At 56.9% G+C, this 19,525-nt stretch carries 21 protein-coding genes; 13 read left to right on the top strand and 8 right to left on the bottom strand.

The window, feature by feature from the left end; all coding sequences use genetic code 11:
• Position 1: 1 nt before the first annotated feature.
• A complete protein-coding gene (locus AC6I8K_RS08900; RefSeq protein WP_009128206.1) occupies positions 2-439 on the top strand; it encodes a PTS sugar transporter subunit IIA in 438 nt (145 codons plus the stop codon).
• Positions 436-1,020 (top strand): P-loop nucleotide/nucleoside kinase family protein, encoded by a 585-nt coding sequence (locus AC6I8K_RS08905; protein WP_497826543.1) that lies wholly within the window; start codon positions 436-438, stop codon positions 1,018-1,020. Before AC6I8K_RS08900 ends, AC6I8K_RS08905 begins: the two co-directional genes overlap by 4 nt.
• Here AC6I8K_RS08905 and AC6I8K_RS08910 read toward each other — a convergent pair.
• Complete coding sequence (locus AC6I8K_RS08910; RefSeq protein WP_483817323.1) at positions 993-1,898, bottom strand: LysR family transcriptional regulator; 906 nt, start codon at positions 1,896-1,898, stop codon at positions 993-995. The genes AC6I8K_RS08905 and AC6I8K_RS08910 overlap by 28 nt on opposite strands.
• 232 nt (positions 1,899-2,130) lie before the next feature.
• On the opposite strand from AC6I8K_RS08910, the gene AC6I8K_RS08915 reads away from it, so the two are divergent.
• The 6 genes from AC6I8K_RS08915 (at position 2,131) to AC6I8K_RS08940 (ending at position 8,015) form a co-directional block, all read left to right on the top strand.
• Positions 2,131-3,300, top strand: coding sequence for an MFS transporter (locus tag AC6I8K_RS08915; RefSeq protein ID WP_497826544.1), 1,170 nt, complete (start codon positions 2,131-2,133; stop codon positions 3,298-3,300).
• Between the two features lie 79 nt (positions 3,301-3,379).
• Positions 3,380-4,174 carry an SDR family NAD(P)-dependent oxidoreductase gene (locus tag AC6I8K_RS08920; protein ID WP_483817324.1) on the top strand — a complete coding sequence of 265 codons (795 nt, stop codon included), beginning with the start codon at positions 3,380-3,382 and terminating at the stop codon, positions 4,172-4,174.
• A 218-nt stretch (positions 4,175-4,392) separates the two neighbouring features.
• Positions 4,393-4,749, top strand: a complete 357-nt coding sequence (locus AC6I8K_RS08925; protein ID WP_064741138.1) for a hypothetical protein — start codon at positions 4,393-4,395, stop codon at positions 4,747-4,749.
• A 49-nt stretch (positions 4,750-4,798) separates the two neighbouring features.
• On the top strand, positions 4,799-6,799 hold the full coding sequence (locus AC6I8K_RS08930) for a protein-disulfide reductase DsbD family protein (protein ID WP_497826545.1): 2,001 nt from the start codon (positions 4,799-4,801) through the stop codon (positions 6,797-6,799).
• Positions 6,799-7,521: a DsbA family protein gene (locus AC6I8K_RS08935; protein WP_497826546.1), complete on the top strand. Its 723-nt coding sequence runs from the start codon at positions 6,799-6,801 to the stop codon at positions 7,519-7,521. Before AC6I8K_RS08930 ends, AC6I8K_RS08935 begins: the two co-directional genes overlap by 1 nt.
• Entirely contained in the window at positions 7,518-8,015 is a 498-nt protein-coding gene (locus AC6I8K_RS08940) for a protein disulfide oxidoreductase (RefSeq protein ID WP_483817327.1), read from the top strand. Before AC6I8K_RS08935 ends, AC6I8K_RS08940 begins: the two co-directional genes overlap by 4 nt.
• Before the next feature lie 16 nt (positions 8,016-8,031).
• Here AC6I8K_RS08940 and AC6I8K_RS08945 read toward each other — a convergent pair whose 3' ends face one another.
• Positions 8,032-8,361 (bottom strand): cupin domain-containing protein, encoded by a 330-nt coding sequence (locus tag AC6I8K_RS08945; RefSeq protein ID WP_497826547.1) that lies wholly within the window; start codon positions 8,359-8,361, stop codon positions 8,032-8,034.
• A 128-nt stretch (positions 8,362-8,489) separates the two neighbouring features.
• Here AC6I8K_RS08945 and AC6I8K_RS08950 point away from each other — a divergent pair, with 128 nt between their 5' ends.
• Both AC6I8K_RS08950 and AC6I8K_RS08955 read left to right on the top strand, forming a co-directional pair.
• Positions 8,490-9,128 (top strand): RpiB/LacA/LacB family sugar-phosphate isomerase, encoded by a 639-nt coding sequence (locus AC6I8K_RS08950; RefSeq protein WP_064741143.1) that lies wholly within the window; start codon positions 8,490-8,492, stop codon positions 9,126-9,128.
• 36 nt (positions 9,129-9,164) lie between these two features.
• Positions 9,165-9,482 carry an HTH domain-containing protein gene (locus AC6I8K_RS08955; protein ID WP_497826548.1) on the top strand — a complete coding sequence of 106 codons (318 nt, stop codon included), beginning with the start codon at positions 9,165-9,167 and terminating at the stop codon, positions 9,480-9,482.
• Between the two features lie 220 nt (positions 9,483-9,702).
• Here the strand turns inward: AC6I8K_RS08955 and AC6I8K_RS08960 are convergent, their stop codons facing one another.
• Genes AC6I8K_RS08960 through AC6I8K_RS08985 form a run of 6 tightly spaced genes read right to left on the bottom strand, consistent with a single transcriptional unit; the run spans position 9,703 to position 16,085 of the window.
• Positions 9,703-10,458, bottom strand: coding sequence for an ABC transporter ATP-binding protein (locus AC6I8K_RS08960; RefSeq protein ID WP_497827234.1), 756 nt, complete (start codon positions 10,456-10,458; stop codon positions 9,703-9,705).
• A gap of 18 nt (positions 10,459-10,476) precedes the next feature.
• Positions 10,477-11,343, bottom strand: coding sequence for an ABC transporter ATP-binding protein (locus tag AC6I8K_RS08965; RefSeq protein WP_064741226.1), 867 nt, complete (start codon positions 11,341-11,343; stop codon positions 10,477-10,479).
• Positions 11,315-12,220 carry an ABC transporter permease gene (locus AC6I8K_RS08970; protein ID WP_176972282.1) on the bottom strand — a complete coding sequence of 302 codons (906 nt, stop codon included), beginning with the start codon at positions 12,218-12,220 and terminating at the stop codon, positions 11,315-11,317. The genes AC6I8K_RS08965 and AC6I8K_RS08970 overlap by 29 nt, the downstream gene beginning before the upstream one ends.
• Positions 12,217-13,242 carry an ABC transporter permease gene (locus tag AC6I8K_RS08975; protein WP_064741146.1) on the bottom strand — a complete coding sequence of 342 codons (1,026 nt, stop codon included), beginning with the start codon at positions 13,240-13,242 and terminating at the stop codon, positions 12,217-12,219. The genes AC6I8K_RS08970 and AC6I8K_RS08975 overlap by 4 nt, the downstream gene beginning before the upstream one ends.
• Positions 13,239-14,870: an ABC transporter substrate-binding protein gene (locus AC6I8K_RS08980; protein WP_497826549.1), complete on the bottom strand. Its 1,632-nt coding sequence runs from the start codon at positions 14,868-14,870 to the stop codon at positions 13,239-13,241. The genes AC6I8K_RS08975 and AC6I8K_RS08980 overlap by 4 nt, the downstream gene beginning before the upstream one ends.
• Positions 14,871-14,930: 60 nt before the next feature.
• Positions 14,931-16,085 carry a mandelate racemase family protein gene (locus tag AC6I8K_RS08985; RefSeq protein WP_497826550.1) on the bottom strand — a complete coding sequence of 385 codons (1,155 nt, stop codon included), beginning with the start codon at positions 16,083-16,085 and terminating at the stop codon, positions 14,931-14,933.
• Positions 16,086-16,408: 323 nt separating this feature from the next.
• Here AC6I8K_RS08985 and AC6I8K_RS08990 point away from each other — a divergent pair, with 323 nt between their 5' ends.
• The 3 genes from AC6I8K_RS08990 to AC6I8K_RS09000 all read left to right on the top strand — a co-directional run bounded on the left by AC6I8K_RS08990 (position 16,409) and on the right by AC6I8K_RS09000 (position 19,368).
• Positions 16,409-17,524 (top strand): ABC transporter substrate-binding protein, encoded by a 1,116-nt coding sequence (locus tag AC6I8K_RS08990; protein ID WP_064741149.1) that lies wholly within the window; start codon positions 16,409-16,411, stop codon positions 17,522-17,524.
• Between the two features lie 132 nt (positions 17,525-17,656).
• Positions 17,657-18,079 carry a DUF2231 domain-containing protein gene (locus tag AC6I8K_RS08995; RefSeq protein WP_497826551.1) on the top strand — a complete coding sequence of 141 codons (423 nt, stop codon included), beginning with the start codon at positions 17,657-17,659 and terminating at the stop codon, positions 18,077-18,079.
• Positions 18,076-19,368, top strand: a complete 1,293-nt coding sequence (locus tag AC6I8K_RS09000) for a PQQ-dependent sugar dehydrogenase (protein ID WP_497826552.1) — start codon at positions 18,076-18,078, stop codon at positions 19,366-19,368. The genes AC6I8K_RS08995 and AC6I8K_RS09000 overlap by 4 nt, the downstream gene beginning before the upstream one ends.
• The last annotated feature ends 157 nt before the right edge of the window (positions 19,369-19,525 follow it).

Consider the following 19,525-nt stretch of genomic DNA (forward strand, 5'->3'; position numbering starts at 1 on the left):
TATGAGTATTAAACAGCTGCTGCAGGAGGCAAGTGCGATTCAGGTGGGGATCAGCGCCAGGGACTGGCGCGAGGTGATTGCGTTGGCCGCGCTGCCGCTGGTAAACGGCGGCTACATCAAGGCCAGTTATCCGGAAGCGGTGATCGCTAACACGCTGGAGCATGGCGCCTATTACGTGTTTGAGGAGGGCATCGCCATTCCTCATGCGCGGCCGGAAACCGGGGTGCTGAAAGATTGTTTCAGTATGATTGTGCTGGATGAGCCGATCTCATTTGACGGCAGCGACAAAGCTGACATCGTGATTATGTTCGGCGCGCGAGACAGCAACGCCCACATTGAAGAGGGCATTCGCGCGATTGTCACCCTGCTGGAAGATGAGGAAACGCTGGTACGCTTACGCAATGCCAGCAGTGCCGCGGAGGTGATAGACATCCTATGACAACCGACACTGAAGAGAAGATAGTGGTGCTGGTGAATGGCATTCCGGCCTCGGGCAAAAGCACCCTGACGCGCGCACTAGCGGAACAGTTCGGCTTTCCTGTGCTGACGCTGGATAGCCTGAAAGAGCCGTTTATGGCCAGCTTTGCGCCGGTGGATCGCCTGCGTAATCGCCAGTTGGGTTGTGCGGCGTATCAGGCGATCTGGAAAGTAGTGGCGCAAGCCCCGACGCGCTGCATCTATGTTATCGATGCCTGGTTTGGCTTTCAGCCGAAAGAGGTGTTGCAGCAGGGATTGCAGCAGGCGGGCGTGACGCGGGTGCTGGAGCTGTGGCTGGCGATCACGCCGGATGATGCGGTGGCGCGCTATCAAGCGCGTTTAACCGATCGCATGCCAGGTCATCCGGGCGCCGAGTATCTGCCGGAGTTGCGTAAGCTGGCAGAAACTGCGCAGCCGATGGCGCTGGGTCCGGTAATGCAGCTGAATGCACGTCATCCGGATGAAGCGGCAGCTTGCGCCTGGTTGCAGCGGCAACTGCGACTGCCGGTCAACGTTCAACCGGCTTGGTCGGCATCGGGCTGAAATACCCGCGCGCTGAGGAAATCAATCAGCGCGCGCACTTTTGGCGACGGATGCTTACTGGCCGGCCACAACAAATGGAATACGTTGCGATGGCAGGCGAATTCGCCTAATACCTCGCGCAGCGTTCCTTGTGCTACTGCTTCGCGAATTGAAAAGTCTGGCAGCATGGCTATCCCCAGACCGCGCAAAGCGAAGCAGACGCGGGTCTCGATGTTGTTACAAATCATGGTGGTGGGCAGCGTCAGTTCCTTTTCATCTTCATAGCCGCGCAGCACCCAGCGCTCCAGTTTGCCGGTGGTGTTGAAGCGATAGTGTAGACAAGCATGCTGTGCCAGCTCTTCGGGTGTTTTGGGTTCGCCATGACGCGCCAGATACTCCGGCGATGCCACCGCGATAGAGTAGGCATACCCCAGTTTGCGTGCCGAAAGCCGTGAGTCGGTTGGCGGGCCGCCGCGCATTACCACGTCATAACCTTCGGCAATCACATCGACAACGCGATCGCTGAAGTCCAGATCGAGCTGGATATCCGGATATGCCCGCATAAAATCACCTAACACCGGCAAGATCAGCGAGCCAACAATCGGCAAACTCAGTTTCAGACGCCCCGCTGGACGCCCAGCCGCCTGCGACAATTCACTTTCAGCAGCTTCAATCTCGGCCAGAATACGGCGACTGCGCTGCAGAAACAGCGAGCCTTCAGCGGTAAGCGTGATGCTGCGTGTGCTGCGATGAAACAGCCGCACACCAAGTTTATCCTCCAGCCGCGCAATGCTTTTGCCCACCGCCGAGGCGGATAGGCCTAAATGCCGACCCGCAGCAACAAAGCTGCGGGTCTCAGCCACCTGCACGAAAACCACAAAACTGTTCAGACTGTCCATGTTAACTCACCATTGCGGACATATATGTCCGTTAAGTCGAGAAATATACCCCGCTTTTTCCGCAATAGAGAAGTGACTACTGTGAAGCGATTCATTATTCAGAAGAGAAAAGTATGCAGAAGTTACTTCAGGCGGTGATACAGCAGGCGCTGGACGAGCAGCGATTAATGGGTGTCGAGGTGATGGTCGCGCGGCATGGGGAAATAATTTATCACCCATCAGGGAGGAAGCAATGCGCGCGCAGTTACCCTTAATCCCGCTGCTGGCGCTGAGCCTGGCGGCATTTGTCACCATCGTTACTGAGGCGCTGCCCGCTGGATTGCTGACGCCGATGGCGCAGGACCTGGCCATTTCGGCGGCTGCCGCTGGGCAAAGCGTAACGGTGTATGCGGTGGGCTCATTTTTGGCTGCCATCCCATTGATGACACTGTTACAAGGCGTGCGGCGGAGGCGTCTGCTGTTGTTCACCTTGGCCGGTTTTACCGCAGCGAATCTGATCACCGCCTTGGCTAACAATTACGTTTTGCTGCTGATCGCGCGCGGCGTCGCGGGCGCTGCTGCGGGGGTGTTGTGGGCGTTGCTGGCGGGCTACGCGGCGGCTATGGCGCCAGCAGAGAAAAAAGGCAAGGCCATTGCTATTGCGATGGCAGGCACGCCGCTGGCGCTTTCGATCGGCGTCCCGCTCGGGACTTTTGTCGGTAATATCATCGGCTGGCGACTGAGCTTTATGGCGCTGAGCGGGCTGTCGCTATTGTTGATGTGGGTGCTGCGTCTCACGGCGCCGGAGCAGCCTGGGCAACCGGCCCGACAACGTATGTCTCTCAGCACCGTTTCACGTTTGCCCGGCGTACGCAGCGTGCTGGCGCTAGTGCTGTGCTTCGTGGTGGCACACAACATTCTCTACACCTACATCTCTCCCTTCCTGCAATCTGAGGGCTTGATGGCGCGCACCGACGCAATATTACTGCTGTTTGGCATCTGCTCGCTGATCAGTATCACCATCACCGGCCTGTTAGTGGATCGATTTTTACAGCCGCTCACGATGATGAGCATCGGCCTTTTCATCATTGCGGCGCTGCTGCTGCAACTGAATGTGGTCAGTGCGCTACGAATATGGCTGGCGGTCGGGTTGTGGGGATTGGCTTTTGGCGGTGCGGCCACGCTGTTTCAAACCGCTATGGTTATGCGCGCGGATAAAGCGACTGATGTCGCACAATCCATGTTGGTGACGGCATGGAATGTAGCAATTGCGGCTGGCGGCATGTTGGGCGGCGTGTTGCTACAAAATCTCGGTATCGGCAGTTTCGCTCCGGTGTTGTTGCTATTGTTAATAATAGCGTTTGCGGTGGCAGGGTGGTCGGGACGGCGTGCAGTTCAGGCAGAGGTTAATCCCTTGCCGTGACAATAACCGCATGATTTGTCAATGCATATTCGTCAGTATCAACCAGGCTTTTGTGATTACGCTCACAGAGGAAACCTTCATGAATATCGATTTACACGGAAAAATTGCCCTGGTAACTGCCTCTACCGGCGGCATCGGTTTTGCCATTGCACAAGGTTTGGCCGCCAGCGGAGCGGAAGTGGTGCTAAACGGACGTAGTGAAGCATCGGTCAGCCGGGCGCGCGAGAAGCTTAACGGTCTGGTGGCGGGGGCGAAAATTCATACTGCTGTCGCCGATCTCGGCAGTGCGCAGGGCGTTAAGCAACTGCTTAATGGATTGCCGCCGATCGATATTCTGGTCAATAACGCCGGGATTTACGGTCCGCAAGATTTTTATGACGTGGATGATGAAACCTGGGATGCCTATTGGCAAACCAACGTGATGTCCGGCGTGCGCCTGTCGCGGGCACTATTACCGGAGATGGTGAAGCGCGGTTGGGGCCGTGTGGTGTTCATCTCATCGGAGTCAGCATTGAACATTCCCGCCGATATGCTGCATTACGGCGTGAGTAAAACGGCACAGCTCTCGCTGGCGCGCGGTCTGGCGAAAGTGGCAGCGGGCAGCGGAGTGACGGTGAACAGCGTGTTGCCGGGCCCAACGCTCTCCGATGGCTTTGCCGCGATGATGGAAGATGAGGTGAAACGCACCGGTAAGCCGCTGGAAGAATTGGCGAAAGAGTTTGTCATGGCCCAGCGTCCAGGTTCGTTGATCCAGCGCGCTGCCACGGTTGAAGAGGTGGCGAATATGGTGGTGTATGTCTGCTCGAAACAGGCGTCAGCCACCTCCGGTGCTGCGCTGCGCGTTGATGGCGGCGTCGTGGATGATATTGTGTAGCCGCATTCTGTGATTATTCAGGTCGCCATCAATGGCGACCCAACGTCTACGAAACTGGGTTTCGTAGGGCGCGCATTCATGTGTACCTGCATTACGCCCTAGATGGCGACCCTACGTTAAACCCGCACCGCCCCACAAAGACAAAAGTTTACACTGCAAAGCTTGGTGTTTCTGCTGTAGATGCTTAAAATGCCCGCACTTTTCTCTGAGGCTGCGGCATGACGATTTCGCTATCACGCGCAAAATGGATACTGGCACTGGTTTGTCTGGTGCTGGCCTTTTGTCTCGTCCAGCGCAGCTTCAATTTGCCTTCTGCGCCTGTAGCGCAGGTCAGCGCGTCCGCACACGCTAACAGCAGTGACGATGCCGGCGGCAGCGAAAAGCCTTGTGCTCTGAGCGCCAAATCGCTGAGTGCCGCCGCGCCAATCCTCGATACCGCCTTGCCTTTCCTGCTGTTGCTTTTAGCGCTGATCGCCACCTTTAGACAAACCACCACGTCCGTCGGTTACCGCCGCGCACCGCTGTTTCCGCCTCTGCGACGGCGGCATCTGACCTTCTGCGTCTTCCGGGAATAACACCTGCGCGTTGCATCGCGTAAACCCTGTTATTCACTGGAGAATTCACATGTATGTATTGATCAGGAGCGTGCTGCTCCTGCTGGCGAGCTGCGCCATCACCGTGCAGGCAGCAGATAGCGGCTGGCTGCGCAATGCGCAAAATAGCCACGCGGAAGTGCGCCTGCGTAGCGCCAGCCACAACGATAATCAGCAACTGCTGCTGGACATTCGCCTGCAACCCGGCTGGAAAACCTACTGGCGTACGCCAGGTGAAGGTGGCGTAGCGCCTGAAATCCGCTGGCAAACGCCTGATGTCAACGCGCAATGGTTCTGGCCTGCGCCCGAGCGTTTTGACGTTAGCGGCTTGACCACGCAAGGCTACAAAGGCGATATCACGCTACCAATCGCACTGGCGAACGTGTCGAGCCCACGGCTTGCAGGTACGCTGACGCTCTCAACCTGTAGCGATGTCTGCATCCTCACCGACTTCCCTTTCAGCCTCGATCTGAGGCAGCCCGCTGACACCCGTTTTGCCCGCGATTTTGCCGAAGCGATGGGGCGAATCCCGGCGGCGAGCGGCTTGACCGATCAATTAGACGCCAGCTTTGTGAATGGCGAGCTGCAGATCCGCGCGCAGCGTCAAGGCGGCTGGCAAAAACCGGAATTGTTCTTCGATTATCCCCCGGGCAGCATGCTGGCCGCACCGCACATCAGCGTGAATGGCGACATCCTCAATGCGCGCGTGGCGGTAACGGACGAATGGGGCGAAACGGCACCGGATCTGCGCGGCAAAACGCTGTCGCTGGTGGTTGCCGATGCTGGCATTGCGCAGCAAAGCGCAATACATATTGGCGCGCAAACGCTGGTGTCAGGCGCTGCGGCGCAAACTATAGGGTCGGTGTTACTGCTGGCGCTGCTTGGCGGTTTGATTCTCAACCTGATGCCGTGCGTGTTACCGGTGCTGGCGATCAAGCTCAGCAGCCTGGTACAGCAGCAGGGGCAAACGCAGCGTCAGACGCGCCAGCAGTTTCTCGCGTCCAGCGCCGGGATCATTTTCTCCTTCCTGCTGTTGGCGCTGCTGATGACGGGATTGCGGCTCAGTGGTCAGGCGCTTGGCTGGGGCATTCAGTTCCAGAGCAGCGGCTTCCTGCTGGTGATGGTGCTGGTGATGTTCCTGTTCAGCGCCAGCCTGTTTGACCTGCTGCATTTCCGCTTGCCGTCCCGTCTGAATACCCAACTGGCGACGCAGGGCGGCGACGGCTTGCTGGGTCACTTCGGCCAGGGCGCATTTGCCACTCTGCTCGCCACGCCGTGCAGCGCGCCGTTCCTCGGTACCGCGGTAGCCTATGCGCTGACGGCACCGCTGCCGCAGCTGTGGCTGCTGTTTGTCGCACTCGGCGTCGGCATGAGTTTGCCGTGGCTGCTGGTAGCGGCACTGCCGGGCATGGCACGCTGCCTGCCGCGTCCGGGGCGCTGGATGGTGCATCTGCGCACCGTGCTCGGCCTGTTTATGTTGATCGCCACGTTCTGGCTGGTGACCTTGCTGGTGCCACATTGGGGCAGCACCTTCGCAGCGGGGCTGGCGGGATTGTTACTGCTGGTGCTGTGTGGCTGGCTGGTGAAACGCCGGGCGTTGCAGCAGGCGGGCGTGGTGTTTATCACCCTGACGCTGGCTGGCGCACTGTTCCTGATGACGCGTATCTCGCCGGAAGAGGAGACGCTGCACTGGCAGCCACTGACCGAAGCGGCGATTCATCAGGCGCTCGAACAGGATAAACGTGTGTTTGTCGATGTCACCGCTGACTGGTGCATTACCTGCAAAGTGAATAAATCCCGCGTATTGAATCAGCCCGATGTGCGTGCGGCGCTCAAGGCCGATGACGTGGTGCTGCTGCGCGGCGACTGGACGCAACCCGATCCGGCGATCGGTGAATTCCTGCAACGCCGCGATCGCGTAGCGATCCCTTTTAACCAAATTTATGGCCCGGCACTGCCGCAAGGCCAGATTTTGTCACCGCTGCTGAGTCGTGAAGCGGTGATCTCCACTCTCTCTGAGGCGAAAAAATAATGAAGAAATCCCTGTTACTGCCACTGATGTTCCTTGCTGTGCCGGCGCTGGCGGCGGCGCCTTTTACCCCTGAACAGGAAGCGCGCATTAAACAGCTGATCCGTGAAACTCTGGTGCAGAATCCATCGATTCTGGCGGAAGCGGCTGATGCATTCGATAAAGAAGCGGCGCAACAGCAGCAAAATGTGGTGGCGCAGATGGTGGAGAAAAACCGCGATGCGCTGTTCAATGACGCCGGTTCACCACGTATTGGTGCTGACAAGCCGGCGCTGACGCTGGTCTACTTCACCGATTACAACTGCGTGTTTTGTAAGAAATTTGAAACTGATATTGAAAAGCTGCTGAAAACCTATCCGCAAGTGGCGGTGGTGATTAAACCGCTGCCGTATCGTTCTGAAACCTCGCTGACATCGGCACGTCTGGCGCTCACCGTGTGGGAACAGCAGCCGACGAACTTCCTCAAATTGCATGAACGTTTAATGGCGAAAAAGGGCAACCATGATCAGGCCAGCATTGAAGCTGCATTGGCGAAAACCGGAATCACGCTGAAAGCGCCAAGCAAAGTGAGCCTTGATACCATCAACGGCAACCTGACGCTGGCCCAGCAACTCGGCGTACAGGGCACGCCAGCCACGTTGATTGGTGATCAGATGATCAGCGGCGCGGTGCCGTACGCGCAGTTGGACGCCGCCGTGAAAGGCGCGTTGCAGGCGAAGCAATGAGGCGATTAAAGCGCTGGCTGCGTGAGGCGCTGTTGCTGGTGCTGCTTGTCGCAGCGGTGTTGTGGGGCATGGATTGGCTGCGCGCGCCGCAGCTGCCTGCTGATTTGGCACAACAGCCGCTGACCTCGCTGCAAGGCGAGGTGAATCTGGCTGAACTCAGTCATGATCGACCACTGCTGGTGTACGTCTGGGCGACGTGGTGTGGCGTGTGCAAACTTACCACGCCAACCGTGGCGGCGATGAGCAAGGCGGGCACTAAGGTGGTCAGCGTAGCGCTGCGTTCCGGCAGTGATGCGCGCGTGGCGACCTGGCTTGAGAAGAAAGGGCTGCAAGGTGTGGCGATCAATGATGAGAGCGGGGCGATCGGCCAGCGCTGGGCTATCCAGGCCACGCCGACCTTTATCGTGTTGTATCAGGGTAAAGTCATCAGCACCAGCAGTGGCTGGACCAGCGGTTGGGGTCTGAAGCTACGACTTTGGTGGGCTTCCCGCTAATCTTACTGGCGGTACGTTACGGTGCCGCCAGGAAATCCTCGCGCTGCGGCGTAAAGGTATCCAGCAATACGCCCGCTTCCAGACACACGCAGCCGTGCACAATGTTCGGCGCTTTATACAACGTATCGCCGGCGCTGACTTCTTTCGTCACGCCATCAATGGTGAAGGCAAAACGTCCGGACAGCACGTAGGTGAGCTGTTCATGCGGATGGTGATGCAGCGGGCCGATGGCATCTTTCTCAAAAGTGACTTCCACCGCCATCATAGTGCCGCCATGCGCCAGAATTCGGCGTGTTACGCCGTTGCCTAAATCGTCCAGTTGGGTTGCGCTTTTATAGATAAACATGGTTTCTCCTTGCAGGTTGCATCGCGAATGTGTGACTTAACTCACAGTCAAAAAGGCAATTAGAGGCTGCATTTTAACGATCTTTGATTAAAATGAAACAGTGTTTCAATTTAATCTGAGGATGGATCATGAAAATCGCTTTGATGATGGAAAACAGCCAGGCTGCGAAGAACGCAACGGTGTTGAAAGAGCTTCAGTCTGTGGCGCAACCGCTCGGGCATCAGGTGTTTAACGTCGGCATGAGCGACGAACAGGACCACCATCTCACCTACATTCACCTCGGCATCATGGCCAACGTGCTGCTGAACAGCAAAGCGGTGGACTTTGTGGTTGCCGGTTGCGGCACCGGGCAGGGCGCGCTGATGTCGCTTAACCTGCATCCGGGCGTGGTGTGTGGTTACTGCATTGATCCCGCCGATGCCTACCTGTTTGCACAAATTAACAACGGTAACGCACTGTCGCTGCCGTTCGCCAAAGGCTTTGGCTGGGGTGCGGAACTCAACCTGCGCTTTATCTTCGAGAAAGCCTTCACCGGCGAAAAAGGACACGGCTATCCGCCGGAGCGTAAAGAGCCGCAGGTACGTAACGCAGGCTTGTTGAACGAAGTAAAAGCGGCGCTGTTGAAAGAGAATTACCTCGATTCGCTGCGCGCCATTGATCCTGAGTTGGTAAAAACCGCGCTGAGCGGACCACGTCTACAGCACGCGCTGTTTGAGCATGGCCAGAATCAGGAAATTGCTCGCTTTGTCCGTGAACTGACGCAGTAAATCAGACGCTTTTAACAACGCCAGGGAAACCTGGCGTTGTTGTTTTCATCCTGCCGCATTTTAAATCTCATTTTCCCCATCACATGCTGTCTAAATTGCGGCAGAGAACATGTCGGAGAAAATGTCGGAGAAAAAACGGTTAAACTTTCTAAAACCGCCGAAAAAATACTCTCTGCTCTGCATCATTCACCTGAGATGACGATTGCTGAACTGTCGCTAAAACTGGGCGTGAGTAGCAGGACAGTTGAACGTAATCTTAAGATTTTACAGTCACTTCACCGCCTGAAAAGAGTGGGCGCGGCGAATGGCGGCTTTTGGCGTGTATTAGCGGATGAATGCGTTCAGGCAGAATAAGAAGTGTCCATGAACTGACGCAGTAAGGTTCCCACGCTATTTGTCGAAAGGGTGCGCCATAAATGGCGTAATGCCGATCGGTTAAGCGCAGCATCAAATCACCGCTCATTTCGTAGCGGCGCGATTTATCGCGCAATGAATTGCGCCGCTACAATGTGTGCGCTCGGTAATTAGGATTTTTATCTCTTAAAGGACGAACACTACGCCATCCATGGCGCCCTTACGCTAAAACCCCGTTATCCTGCCGACTCGCATCCACCAGCATCTGCGTATACGCCACTTGCGCGCGATTGTTTACCAGCGCATCGACATCCAGCGTCTCCAGCACTTTGCCATGCTGCATCACCGCCACGCGATGGCACAGATGCGCGACCACACCGAGATCGTGCGTGACCATCAAATAGGTGAGCTTCTCCTGCTGCTGCAAATCGCTAAGCAGATTGAGGATCTCGGCCTGCACGGACACATCCAGCGCCGATGTCGGTTCATCCAGCAGCAGCACGCGCGGTTCGAGGATTAGCGCCCGGGCAATCGCGACGCGCTGACGTTGCCCGCCCGAAAGCTGGTGCGGATAGCGGGTCTGCCACGCACGGTTCAGGCCGACCTTTTCCAGCATGGCGATTACCCGCTGCTGGCGCTGGCCGATACCGTGAATCTGCAGCGGCTCCTCAAGAATGTCGCCAAGGGTATGGCGCGGATGCAGCGATCCGTAGGGATCCTGAAACACCATCTGCACGCTTCGGCAGCGTTCGCGAGCGATACGATGCTCCAGCGGCACGCCATCGATAGCCAGTTCGCCCTGCCAATGGGTAAACAGCCCGGCGAGGCACTTCAGCACCGTGGTTTTGCCGGAGCCCGACTCGCCAACCAAACCAAAAATCTCGCCCTGACGAATCGACAAATTGACGTCAAACAGCACCTGATTACGCCGCTCCTCCTCGCCAAAACTGAGGTTGAGATTATTTACGCGGATCATCTCGTTCATCGTCGCTCCTTAGGGTTGTAGCCAGCTGGCCTGACGTTGCAGCACGGGCAGACGCGCGCGCCGCTGATCCATGTCCGGTAGCGCGGCGAGTAAGCCTTGCGTATACGGATGTTGGGCGTGGTCAAGCTCGCTGGCGGCTAATGATTCCACTACGCGGCCGGCATACATCACCAGCACGCGGTCACAGAAACGCCGCACCAGATTGATGTCGTGACTGATAAAAATCAGCCCCAGGCCGCGCTGTTTCACCAAATCGTCCAGCAGTGCCAGCACCTGCAAACGCACTGAAACGTCCAGCGCCGAAGTGGGTTCATCGGCAATCAGCAATTCAGGATCGGTAATCAGCATCATGGCGATCATCACCCGTTGTCCCTGACCGCCAGAAATCTCGTGCGGATAACATTGATAGATACGCCCCGGATCGCGCACCTGTACCACTTCAAGCATTTCCATCGCCCGTTGCCGCGCAACGTCACGCTGGCCGGGATGATGACTGCGCCAGGCTTCGGCAATCTGCTCACCCACGCGTACCACTGGATTTAGTGAGTATTTCGGATCCTGCATAATCATTGAGATGCGTTTGCCGCGAATGGCACGCATCTGTTTCGGCGTGGCGCGCAGCAGATCCACGTCACCAAACTGCATGCGCTGTGCCGTGACCTGTGCGCTGCGCGGATGCAGCTGTAACAGCGCGCGGCCCACGGTGGATTTGCCCGAACCGGATTCGCCCACAATCGCCAGTTTCTCCTTACCCAACTGGAAGGAGATGCCCCGCACCGCGGGCGTTACCAGGCGGCCATTGACGAAATTGACCTGTAAATCCTGCACGTCGAGCAACGGAGCAGCGCTATTCGCTGCGGGGATCGAGGATGTCACGTAAGCCATCTCCTAAGAAGTTGAACGCTAAGCTATTGATCAGAATCGCCAGACCCGGCACCGTCACCACCCACCAACACTCAAGCATGTAGGTGCGGCCGCTGGCGATCATCGCACCCCATTCCGGATCCGGTGGCTGCGCGCCCAAACCGAGAAAACCCAGCCCGGCAGCGGTAAGAATGATGCCCGCCATGTTCATGGTGATACGGATAATCACCGACGGCAGGCACAGCGGCACAATGTGTTTCCACAAAATGCGCAGCGATGACGCGCCTTGCAAACGCACTGCCGAGACAAAATCGGCCTGACGCAGCGACAATGCTTCAGCACGTGCCAGTCGGGCAATCGGCGGCCAGGCGGTGAGCGTGATGGCGATGACGACATGTTCCAGTCCCGGACCGAGCGCGGCGACAAACGCTAGCGCCAGCACCAGGCTGGGGAAGGAGATGAAGATGTCGGTGACGCGCATTAATACGCTATCGACTTTGCCGCCGAAGTAACCGGCGGTGACGCCGAGCAGCAGACCTAGCGGGCCAACCGTGATCGACACCAACAACACGATATACAGCGTGATGCGCGCGCCCCACACCAGGCGGCTAAAGATATCGCGACCAAATTCATCGGTGCCAAACCAGTGCTGCGCGTTGGGCGGCGTCAGCGCATTATTGAGATCCTGAATCAGCGGATGATAGGGCGCGATCCAGGGGGCAAATAGCGCGACCACCAGCAGCAGCAAAATGATGCCGCCGCCAATTGCGGTTAACGGGTTGCGCGCCATTTGCCAGAGAAAATGGCCAATACGTGCACCGGTGCGGCGACAGCGCGCCAGCCGTTCGCGCGTCTGGCTGGCTAGTGGCGTATCAAGAGAAATCGTCATACTTTGGTCCTCGGATCGAACACCTGATAGAGCAGGTCAGAGAGCAGATTGAGCAGCACGAAAATCAGGCCGACCACCAGTACGCAGCCCATCACCGCATTCATATCGCCGAGCATCAAACTGCCGGTGAGATAGGAACCAAAACCGGGCCACGAGAACACGGTTTCAATTAGCACCGCGCCTTCCAGCAGCGAGCCGTACGCCAGCGCCACCACTGTCAGCAGCTGCACCAAAATATTGCGGAACGCATGCTGCCAAATGACTTGCCATTCGCTGAGACCTTTCACCCGCGCCGTCAAAATAAACTCCTGCGACAGTTGCGCCAGCATAAAGCTGCGCGTCATGCGGCTGATATAAGCCAGCGAGTGAAAGCCGAGCAGGGACGCGGGCAGAATCAGATGATTGAGCGCATTGCTGAACACCGTGAAGTTGCCCACCAGCAAAGCATCGATCAGCAGAAAACCGGTGCGACGCGGCACAATGCCATCCAGACTGAAATCGACGCGGCCGGCGCCACCGACCCAGCCGAGATGGGCATAAAACAGCAGCAGGCCGACCATACCCACCCAGAAGATCGGCGTTGAATAGCCCGCCAGGCTGATAATACGCACCAGATAGTCAATCACGCTGTTGCGGCGCGCGGCAGCCCATACGCCGAGCGGGACGCCAAGGCCGGTACCAATCACAATCGCCAGCGTCGCCAGCTCCACCGTGGCCGGGAAGACGCGCAGGATGTCGTTGATCACCGGTTGTCCGGTCAGCAGCGCCAGCCCAAGATTGCCGTGCAGCAGGCCTTGCAGATAGATACCAAACTGCACCCACAGCGGTTTATCGAAGCCGAGTTGATGATAAACCTGCTGATAAGTATTGTGATCGGCATCTGGCCCGACTATCGCCAGCACCGGATCAAGCGGCATCACGCGACCGATAAAGAAGGTCAGTAGCAGCAGGCCAAACAGGGTGATGGCCACCTGTACGGTGCGGCTACGCAAGCGTCGCCAGTGACTTTTTGTCAGCTTCATTGCGCACCTCCTGCCAGACTGTCTGGCGTTTTCCATACGTCACGCAGGAAGGTGGTGGCCGATGGATGCGGCACGTAATCCTGCACCCGATTGTTCACCACCACCGAATCCGTCATTTGTGAGATCGGCATGAGCGCCGGGATCAGCTGGTCGTAGCGCTGTTGGATAGCGAAATAATCCTGCTGCTGCTGTTTTACATCGCGCTCCAGCAGCGCTTTATCGATCATGCTGTTCAATTGCGCATCATAGAAACCGGTGCGCCAGCCCTGAAAATTGGTGAGTCGCGCGCTGTCGGCGTTATTGGGGTTATACACCAGCGCGCGCAGGCTGGAGTGCGGATGCGGCTCCACGCCGCTGCCGCCGCGTCCCACCAGCAGGTTGAACTGCCGCTCGCGCATGGCACCGTAAATCTGGTTGCCGGTACCGGTGATGATTTTGGCGCGAATTCCGCCCTGCATCAGCGTGGACTGAATGGCGATGGCGACATTGAGGAACGGCTGATCGGCCAACACGCGGAGCGTGGTATCAAAGCCGTTGGGATACCCCGCAGCGGCGAGCAGTGCCCTGGCGCGTGGCACATCCAGCTTATAGCCAGGATCGGGCAGCGTCGCCGGCATGCCGGATTGAATTGGCCGCTGATGCAGCGTGCCGTAGCCGGCCATCAGCGTTTTGTTAATTCCCTGATAATCCACCAGATAACGCAGCGCTTCGCGCACCTGCGGATGGGCGAAGTGATCGTCCTTCATACTCATCGCCAGGTAATAAATCGTGCCTTTTTGTACCGCATCGATGGTGAGGTCAGGGTCGTGACGCAACGCCTTCACATCGGGGATCGCCATGTTGCTGGCAATATCGAGGTCGCCTTTCTCCATCATCAGGCGCAAGGTTTGCGACTCCTGCAGATGGCGGAACACCACGCGCGTTAGCTTAGGCGCACCGCGCCAGTAGTTGGCATCGCGGCTGATGCGCAGCACATCTTTGGCCTGCCACACATCAAGGCGAAACGGCCCGGAACCCGCTTCGTGGGTGGTGAGCCAGCGATTACCCCAATCGTTATTCACTGCTTGCGCCTGCACGGTTTTGCTGTCAAGCACCACCATGCTGCCGAGCGCCGCCAGTGAGTAAAGCACCAGCTTAGGATCGTTGGCCTTAGGCAGGCGAATCACCACCGTGCGCGCGTCCGGCGCGGTGATCATTTGGTCCACGTTCTCTTTGCTGAAGCCGTAAGATTTCCACACCGACGCCTGCGCCAGATTGAGGTGCAGCACGCGGCGCATCGACCAGATCACATCGGCGCTGCTCAGTGGATTGCCGGAGTGGAAGGTGACATTGTCACGTAAATGGAAGGTCAGTTGTCGGTTGTCGGGGCTGATCTCCCAGTGCTCCGCCAGCGCGGGTCGCACGCTGGTGAGCTGCTGCGGATCCAACTCGACTAAACCGTCGTAGAGATTGACGACAATGCCGACCACTTCGTTGCCAGTCATGGCGGCAGGATCGAGCGTGAGTAAGTTGTTCATGTTCATGCCCACGATCAGCTGGTCGTCCGGCGTGGCCGCCAGTAATGACGGGCTGCAGGTGAGCAGCAGCAGCGCGGCGCACCACGCTCTGCATCGGTGTACTAGATTCATAAGCAAAGTCCAGCAGGTCAGAGGTTTATAGTTTTTTGCCGTACTGCTTGTGTTTGGCGCTTACCAGCGATTAAGCGTATGCGTCTCAATCCACGCGAAATTGATGTCCTCCCCAAGGCCATGGCGCGTTGGCAGATGGACGAAACCGTCTGCATCCATCGGGTCGACTAGCGAGTTGAGATAGGCGGGCGGCTGTTCATAATCGAGGAACGGATGCAGCAGACCGCGTTCGTACCAGCGGCAGTTACGGATGGCACCGACTACCGCGATGCTGGCGGCGCCATTGCCATGCACTTCGCAATCCATGCCGAAGGCTTCGGCGAGGCTGGCGACCTTCATGGTGGCGGAGATGCCGCCGACGCCGTTGGCTCCGGCGCGCAGAATGTCACAGGCACCGGCGCGTACCCAATCGGCACGACTATGATGCTTGCCACCGAGACTTTCCGGGCCGAGTACGTCAATGCTGAGGTTTTCCGCCAGCCAGGCGTACGACGCCATACTTTCCTCTTCCATCGGCTCTTCGAACCAGGCGAAGTTGAGTTTTTCCAGCGCTTTACCAATGGTGAGCGCATCGCTGCGGCTGTACCAGTGATAGCCGTCGAGCATCAGGGCAATGTCCGGACCGACCGCTTCACGCACCGCGGCACAGGCTTTGATGTCCATTTGTGGGCTAGGGGCGAACGAGACCGGCGGCATCCAGGTATGCAATTTGATGGCCTGATAACCGCGTGCCACCAGCTTTTCAGCAAACTGCGCATATTCGTCGGGAGTGGATAATCCGCCTTCCAGCTCATCGCCACACATAGTGCTGCCGTAAGCCGGAATTTTCTCACGATAGCCACCGAGCAGCTTATGCACCGGCTGCTTGAGTTTGCGGCCAATCAAATCCCACAGCGCCTGTTCCACTGCGGATAACGCGCGTTCAGTGAGCTGATGGGCGCTACCGCGCTGCCAGTGCACCAAATCCTGCCACAAGCGTTCGCGATCAAAAGCATTTTGCCCAATCAGCACTTTACGGAAGAAGGCGTTAACCACGTGCGGACGAATCACTTCTGCAGGGGCGAAGGCATAGCCGCAATCGCCATCTTCGCTGGTGAGGGTGAGCAGCGCCATTTGGGCATCGGTCTCTGCGCCCGGATGGGAATGCCCGGCGCTGTCAGAGACGCGGCGCGTAGGGTAGCTAAACAGGGTGACATCAATGGCACTGATTTTCACGGTAACTCCTCCGTCAATTCGTTGGCATGCCCAAACTGGGCATTAACATAAAAAATAAAACGCCGTTTCATTTTGTAATTTAGCGTTCACATTTTGTTTACGCATTAGCCAAAGCGCGGGATAGAACGGCGATTAATTGTGCATTTGCCTGGCATGCTGTGAGCGTTTTCACGAATGAGGGGCGTTTTGTGAGCGATTGCACAGTGGTGATCACGCGGCTGAATGTAAAAAAATGTGTCTCGAGGGCTTTTCATTTTCCGTCAGCCAGGTAATAGTGACGCCGTGAAATTTAATAATAATCATTCTCATTACGGGTAGATCGAATGAAAACATGGCTGTTTGCACTGGGACTACTGGCGGTGGCGAGTCACGCTTCTGCTAAAACAATTACTGATGTGGCGGGACGACAGGTTGAAGTGAAAGAGGAGTCCAAACGCATCATTCTGGGTGAAGGACGTCAGATGTATCTGTTGGCGGCGTTTGATACCGCCGCGCCGTTCCAGCGCGTGGTTGGCTGGCGTGATGATTTCCACAAAGCCGATTACGACGGCTATATGGCGTATGAAAAGAAATATCCGCAGATCAAAAAGCTGCCGACCTTTGGTGGTGCGAAAGATGGCACTTTTAACGTCGAGCAGGCGCTGACGTTGAAGCCCGATTTGGTGCTGATGAACCTCGAATCTAAAGCGGCAACCGATGAAGGTAAGCTGATCGAGAAGTTACAAGCGGTGGGCGTGCCGGTGGTATTTATCGACTTCCGCGAGAAGCCGATGGAACATGCCGAGCAAAGCATTCGCATCATGGGCGAATTGGTCAACAATCCGCAGCGCGCGGAACAGATCGTCGCGTTCCGTCGTGCGCAAATCGAAAAGGTGACCGATCGCCTGAAGAACTTTAACGGCACGCGCCCGAAAGTGATGATTGACCGCGCTGGCGGTTACACAGATGAGTGCTGCATGTCGTTTGGTAACGAGAACTTTGGTCAGATGGTTGAACTGGCGGGTGGCAGTAATATTGCCAAAGATCTGATTCCGGGCACCTTCGGCACGCTCAATCCAGAGCAGATCATCGCCAGCCGTCCGGATGTGGTGGTGGTCACAGGCGCGAACTGGAAAAACTACAACACCGTCGGCAAATGGGTTGGCGTGGGGCCGGGTGCGGATGTCAAAGAAGCGACGGCACGTTTGCAACTGCTCATGATGCGTGATGCTTTCAAAACGCTGCCGGTGGCGCATAACGGTAACGCGCATGCCATCTGGCACCAGTTCTACGACAGCCCGTATCAGTTTGTCGCGATCCAGGCGCTGGCGAAGTGGCTGCATCCTGAACTGTTTGCCGATCTCGATCCGGACGCCACGTTCCGTGAGTTTCATGAAAAGTTTCTGCCACTGCCGTATCAGCCCGGTTATTGGGTAACCCTGCCGGCAGATAAGTCTTAAGTTTGAGCATGTTAGATAAGTGTTAAACGTTACTGTTTATCTTTACTAATATTTCACAGGTGGTTGCACGTTGTTTCAAAAAAGCGAAACGCGTGCAGCCTCTGATGATAATACGGTAAAAGGGAGAGAGTAATGTTTCATACCTCAGGAAGATCGGTGTTCGGTGTGACGTTGTATACGCTGCTGGAACCGTTGCCGCTGGGCTTTTTTGTTGCCGCCTGGTTTTTCGATATCCTCTATTTGCAAACCTTCGTCATCATGTGGACCAAATCCGCCAGTTGGCTGATCACTCTCGGTCTGTTGCTGGCCATCCTGCCACGTTTAATCAGTTTGGTTTATTTATTCCGCGGCGCGCGGCCGAATGAGAAAACCCATTTCTGGCTGTCGCTGCTGGCGATCGTGCTGGCGGTGGTCAATGCCTTTATTCACAGCCGCGATGCGTATGCCGTGGTACCAATGGGCATAACGCTGTCGACGCTGGTGGTGGCGCTGCTGCTGATCGCGAACGTGCAGCTGGTGCTGCGCGAACGTCGCACACAAGGAGGTCGCGTATGAAACACCTACTCAGCGCGGTAGCCATCGCGATGTTGCTGAGCGCCTGTAACGACGGGGCGCTGATTGAGCCACAAAAGCAAATTGGGCCGAATCCTGAACTGCCGCAGGCGCAGAACTTCTTTATGCCGCCGATGCAGGTGCCGGAAGGTACGCCGTGGAAAGCCGGAGAGATGCCGCAAGTGGCGGATGGGTTGAAGATCGAAAAGATCGCCGATAACTTGCAGCATCCACGTCAGGTATTGGTGCTGCCTAACAATGATGTGCTGGTAGCGGAATCCAATGGCATGCCTAAACCGACCACCGCGCCTAAACAGCTGATCATGGGCATTGTGCAGAAAGCGTCTGGCAAAGGCGGCGAGGGGGGAAATCGCATTACCTTGTTGCGTAACGTTAACGGTAAATGGGAACAACATCGCTTCATTGATAACCTGACGGCGCCGTTTGGTATGCAGCTGGTGGGTAATACCTTGTATGTGGCGAATGCCGATAGTCTGGTGAAATTCCCCTATGAAACCGGACAAACTGAGATCCGCACGCCGCCGGTGGAAGTGACCGAACTGCCGGGTGGACCGATTAACCATCACTGGACCAAATCGCTGCTCGCCAGTCCGGACGGCAGCAAGTTGTATGTTGGCGTGGGATCCAACAGCAACGTGACGGAAAACGGCATTGGCGAAGAGTATCGCCGCGCGGCGGTGCTGGAGGTGGATGCGGCCAGCGGTGCCAGCCGGATTTATGCCAGCGGCCTGCGCAATCCAACTGGATTGCAGTGGGAGCCGCAGAGCGGCAAGCTGTGGGCGATTGTGAATGAACGCGACGAAATCGGTTCTGATTTAGTGCCGGATTACATGACGTCGGTGCAGGACAAAGGCTTCTACGGCTGGCCGTACAGCTATTATGGCCAGCACGTTGATGAGCGCGCGCAGCCGCAACGGCCGGATCTGGTGGCGAAAGCGATCAAACCGGATTACGCCCTGAGCTCGCACGTTGCACCACTCGGCCTGTTGTTCTACGGTGCGGATAATATGCCGCAGTATCGCGGCGGGGCATTTATCAGCGAGCACGGCAGCTGGAACCGCACGCCGCTCAACGGCTATCAGGTTGTGTGGGTGAAATTCGAAAACGGTAAACCGGTGGGACAGCCGCAGCCAGTGGTAACCGGTTTTCTTACTGACGATCAGAAGCAGGTGCGTGGTTTACCGGTGGGCTTAGCCACCGACCAGCAAGGCGGCGTGTTGATTGCGGATGATGCGGGAAATAGCGTCTGGCGAATCAGTTCCGCCCGATAAGCCATCGCAGGCAATAAAAAAGGATTTGGCGTTAAGCCAAATCCTTTTTTTTATGTTCGCTATTCGGCGGGTAACCGCGTCGCGAACGGGGTGCTCAGCACTCCTCACAAAGCCGATGATAAAATGTGCGGCGAGATATTTCAAGTTTTGCAATAAT

The sequence above is a fragment of the Pantoea sp. X-Soil-ISGK-421 genome (assembly GCF_059730785.1).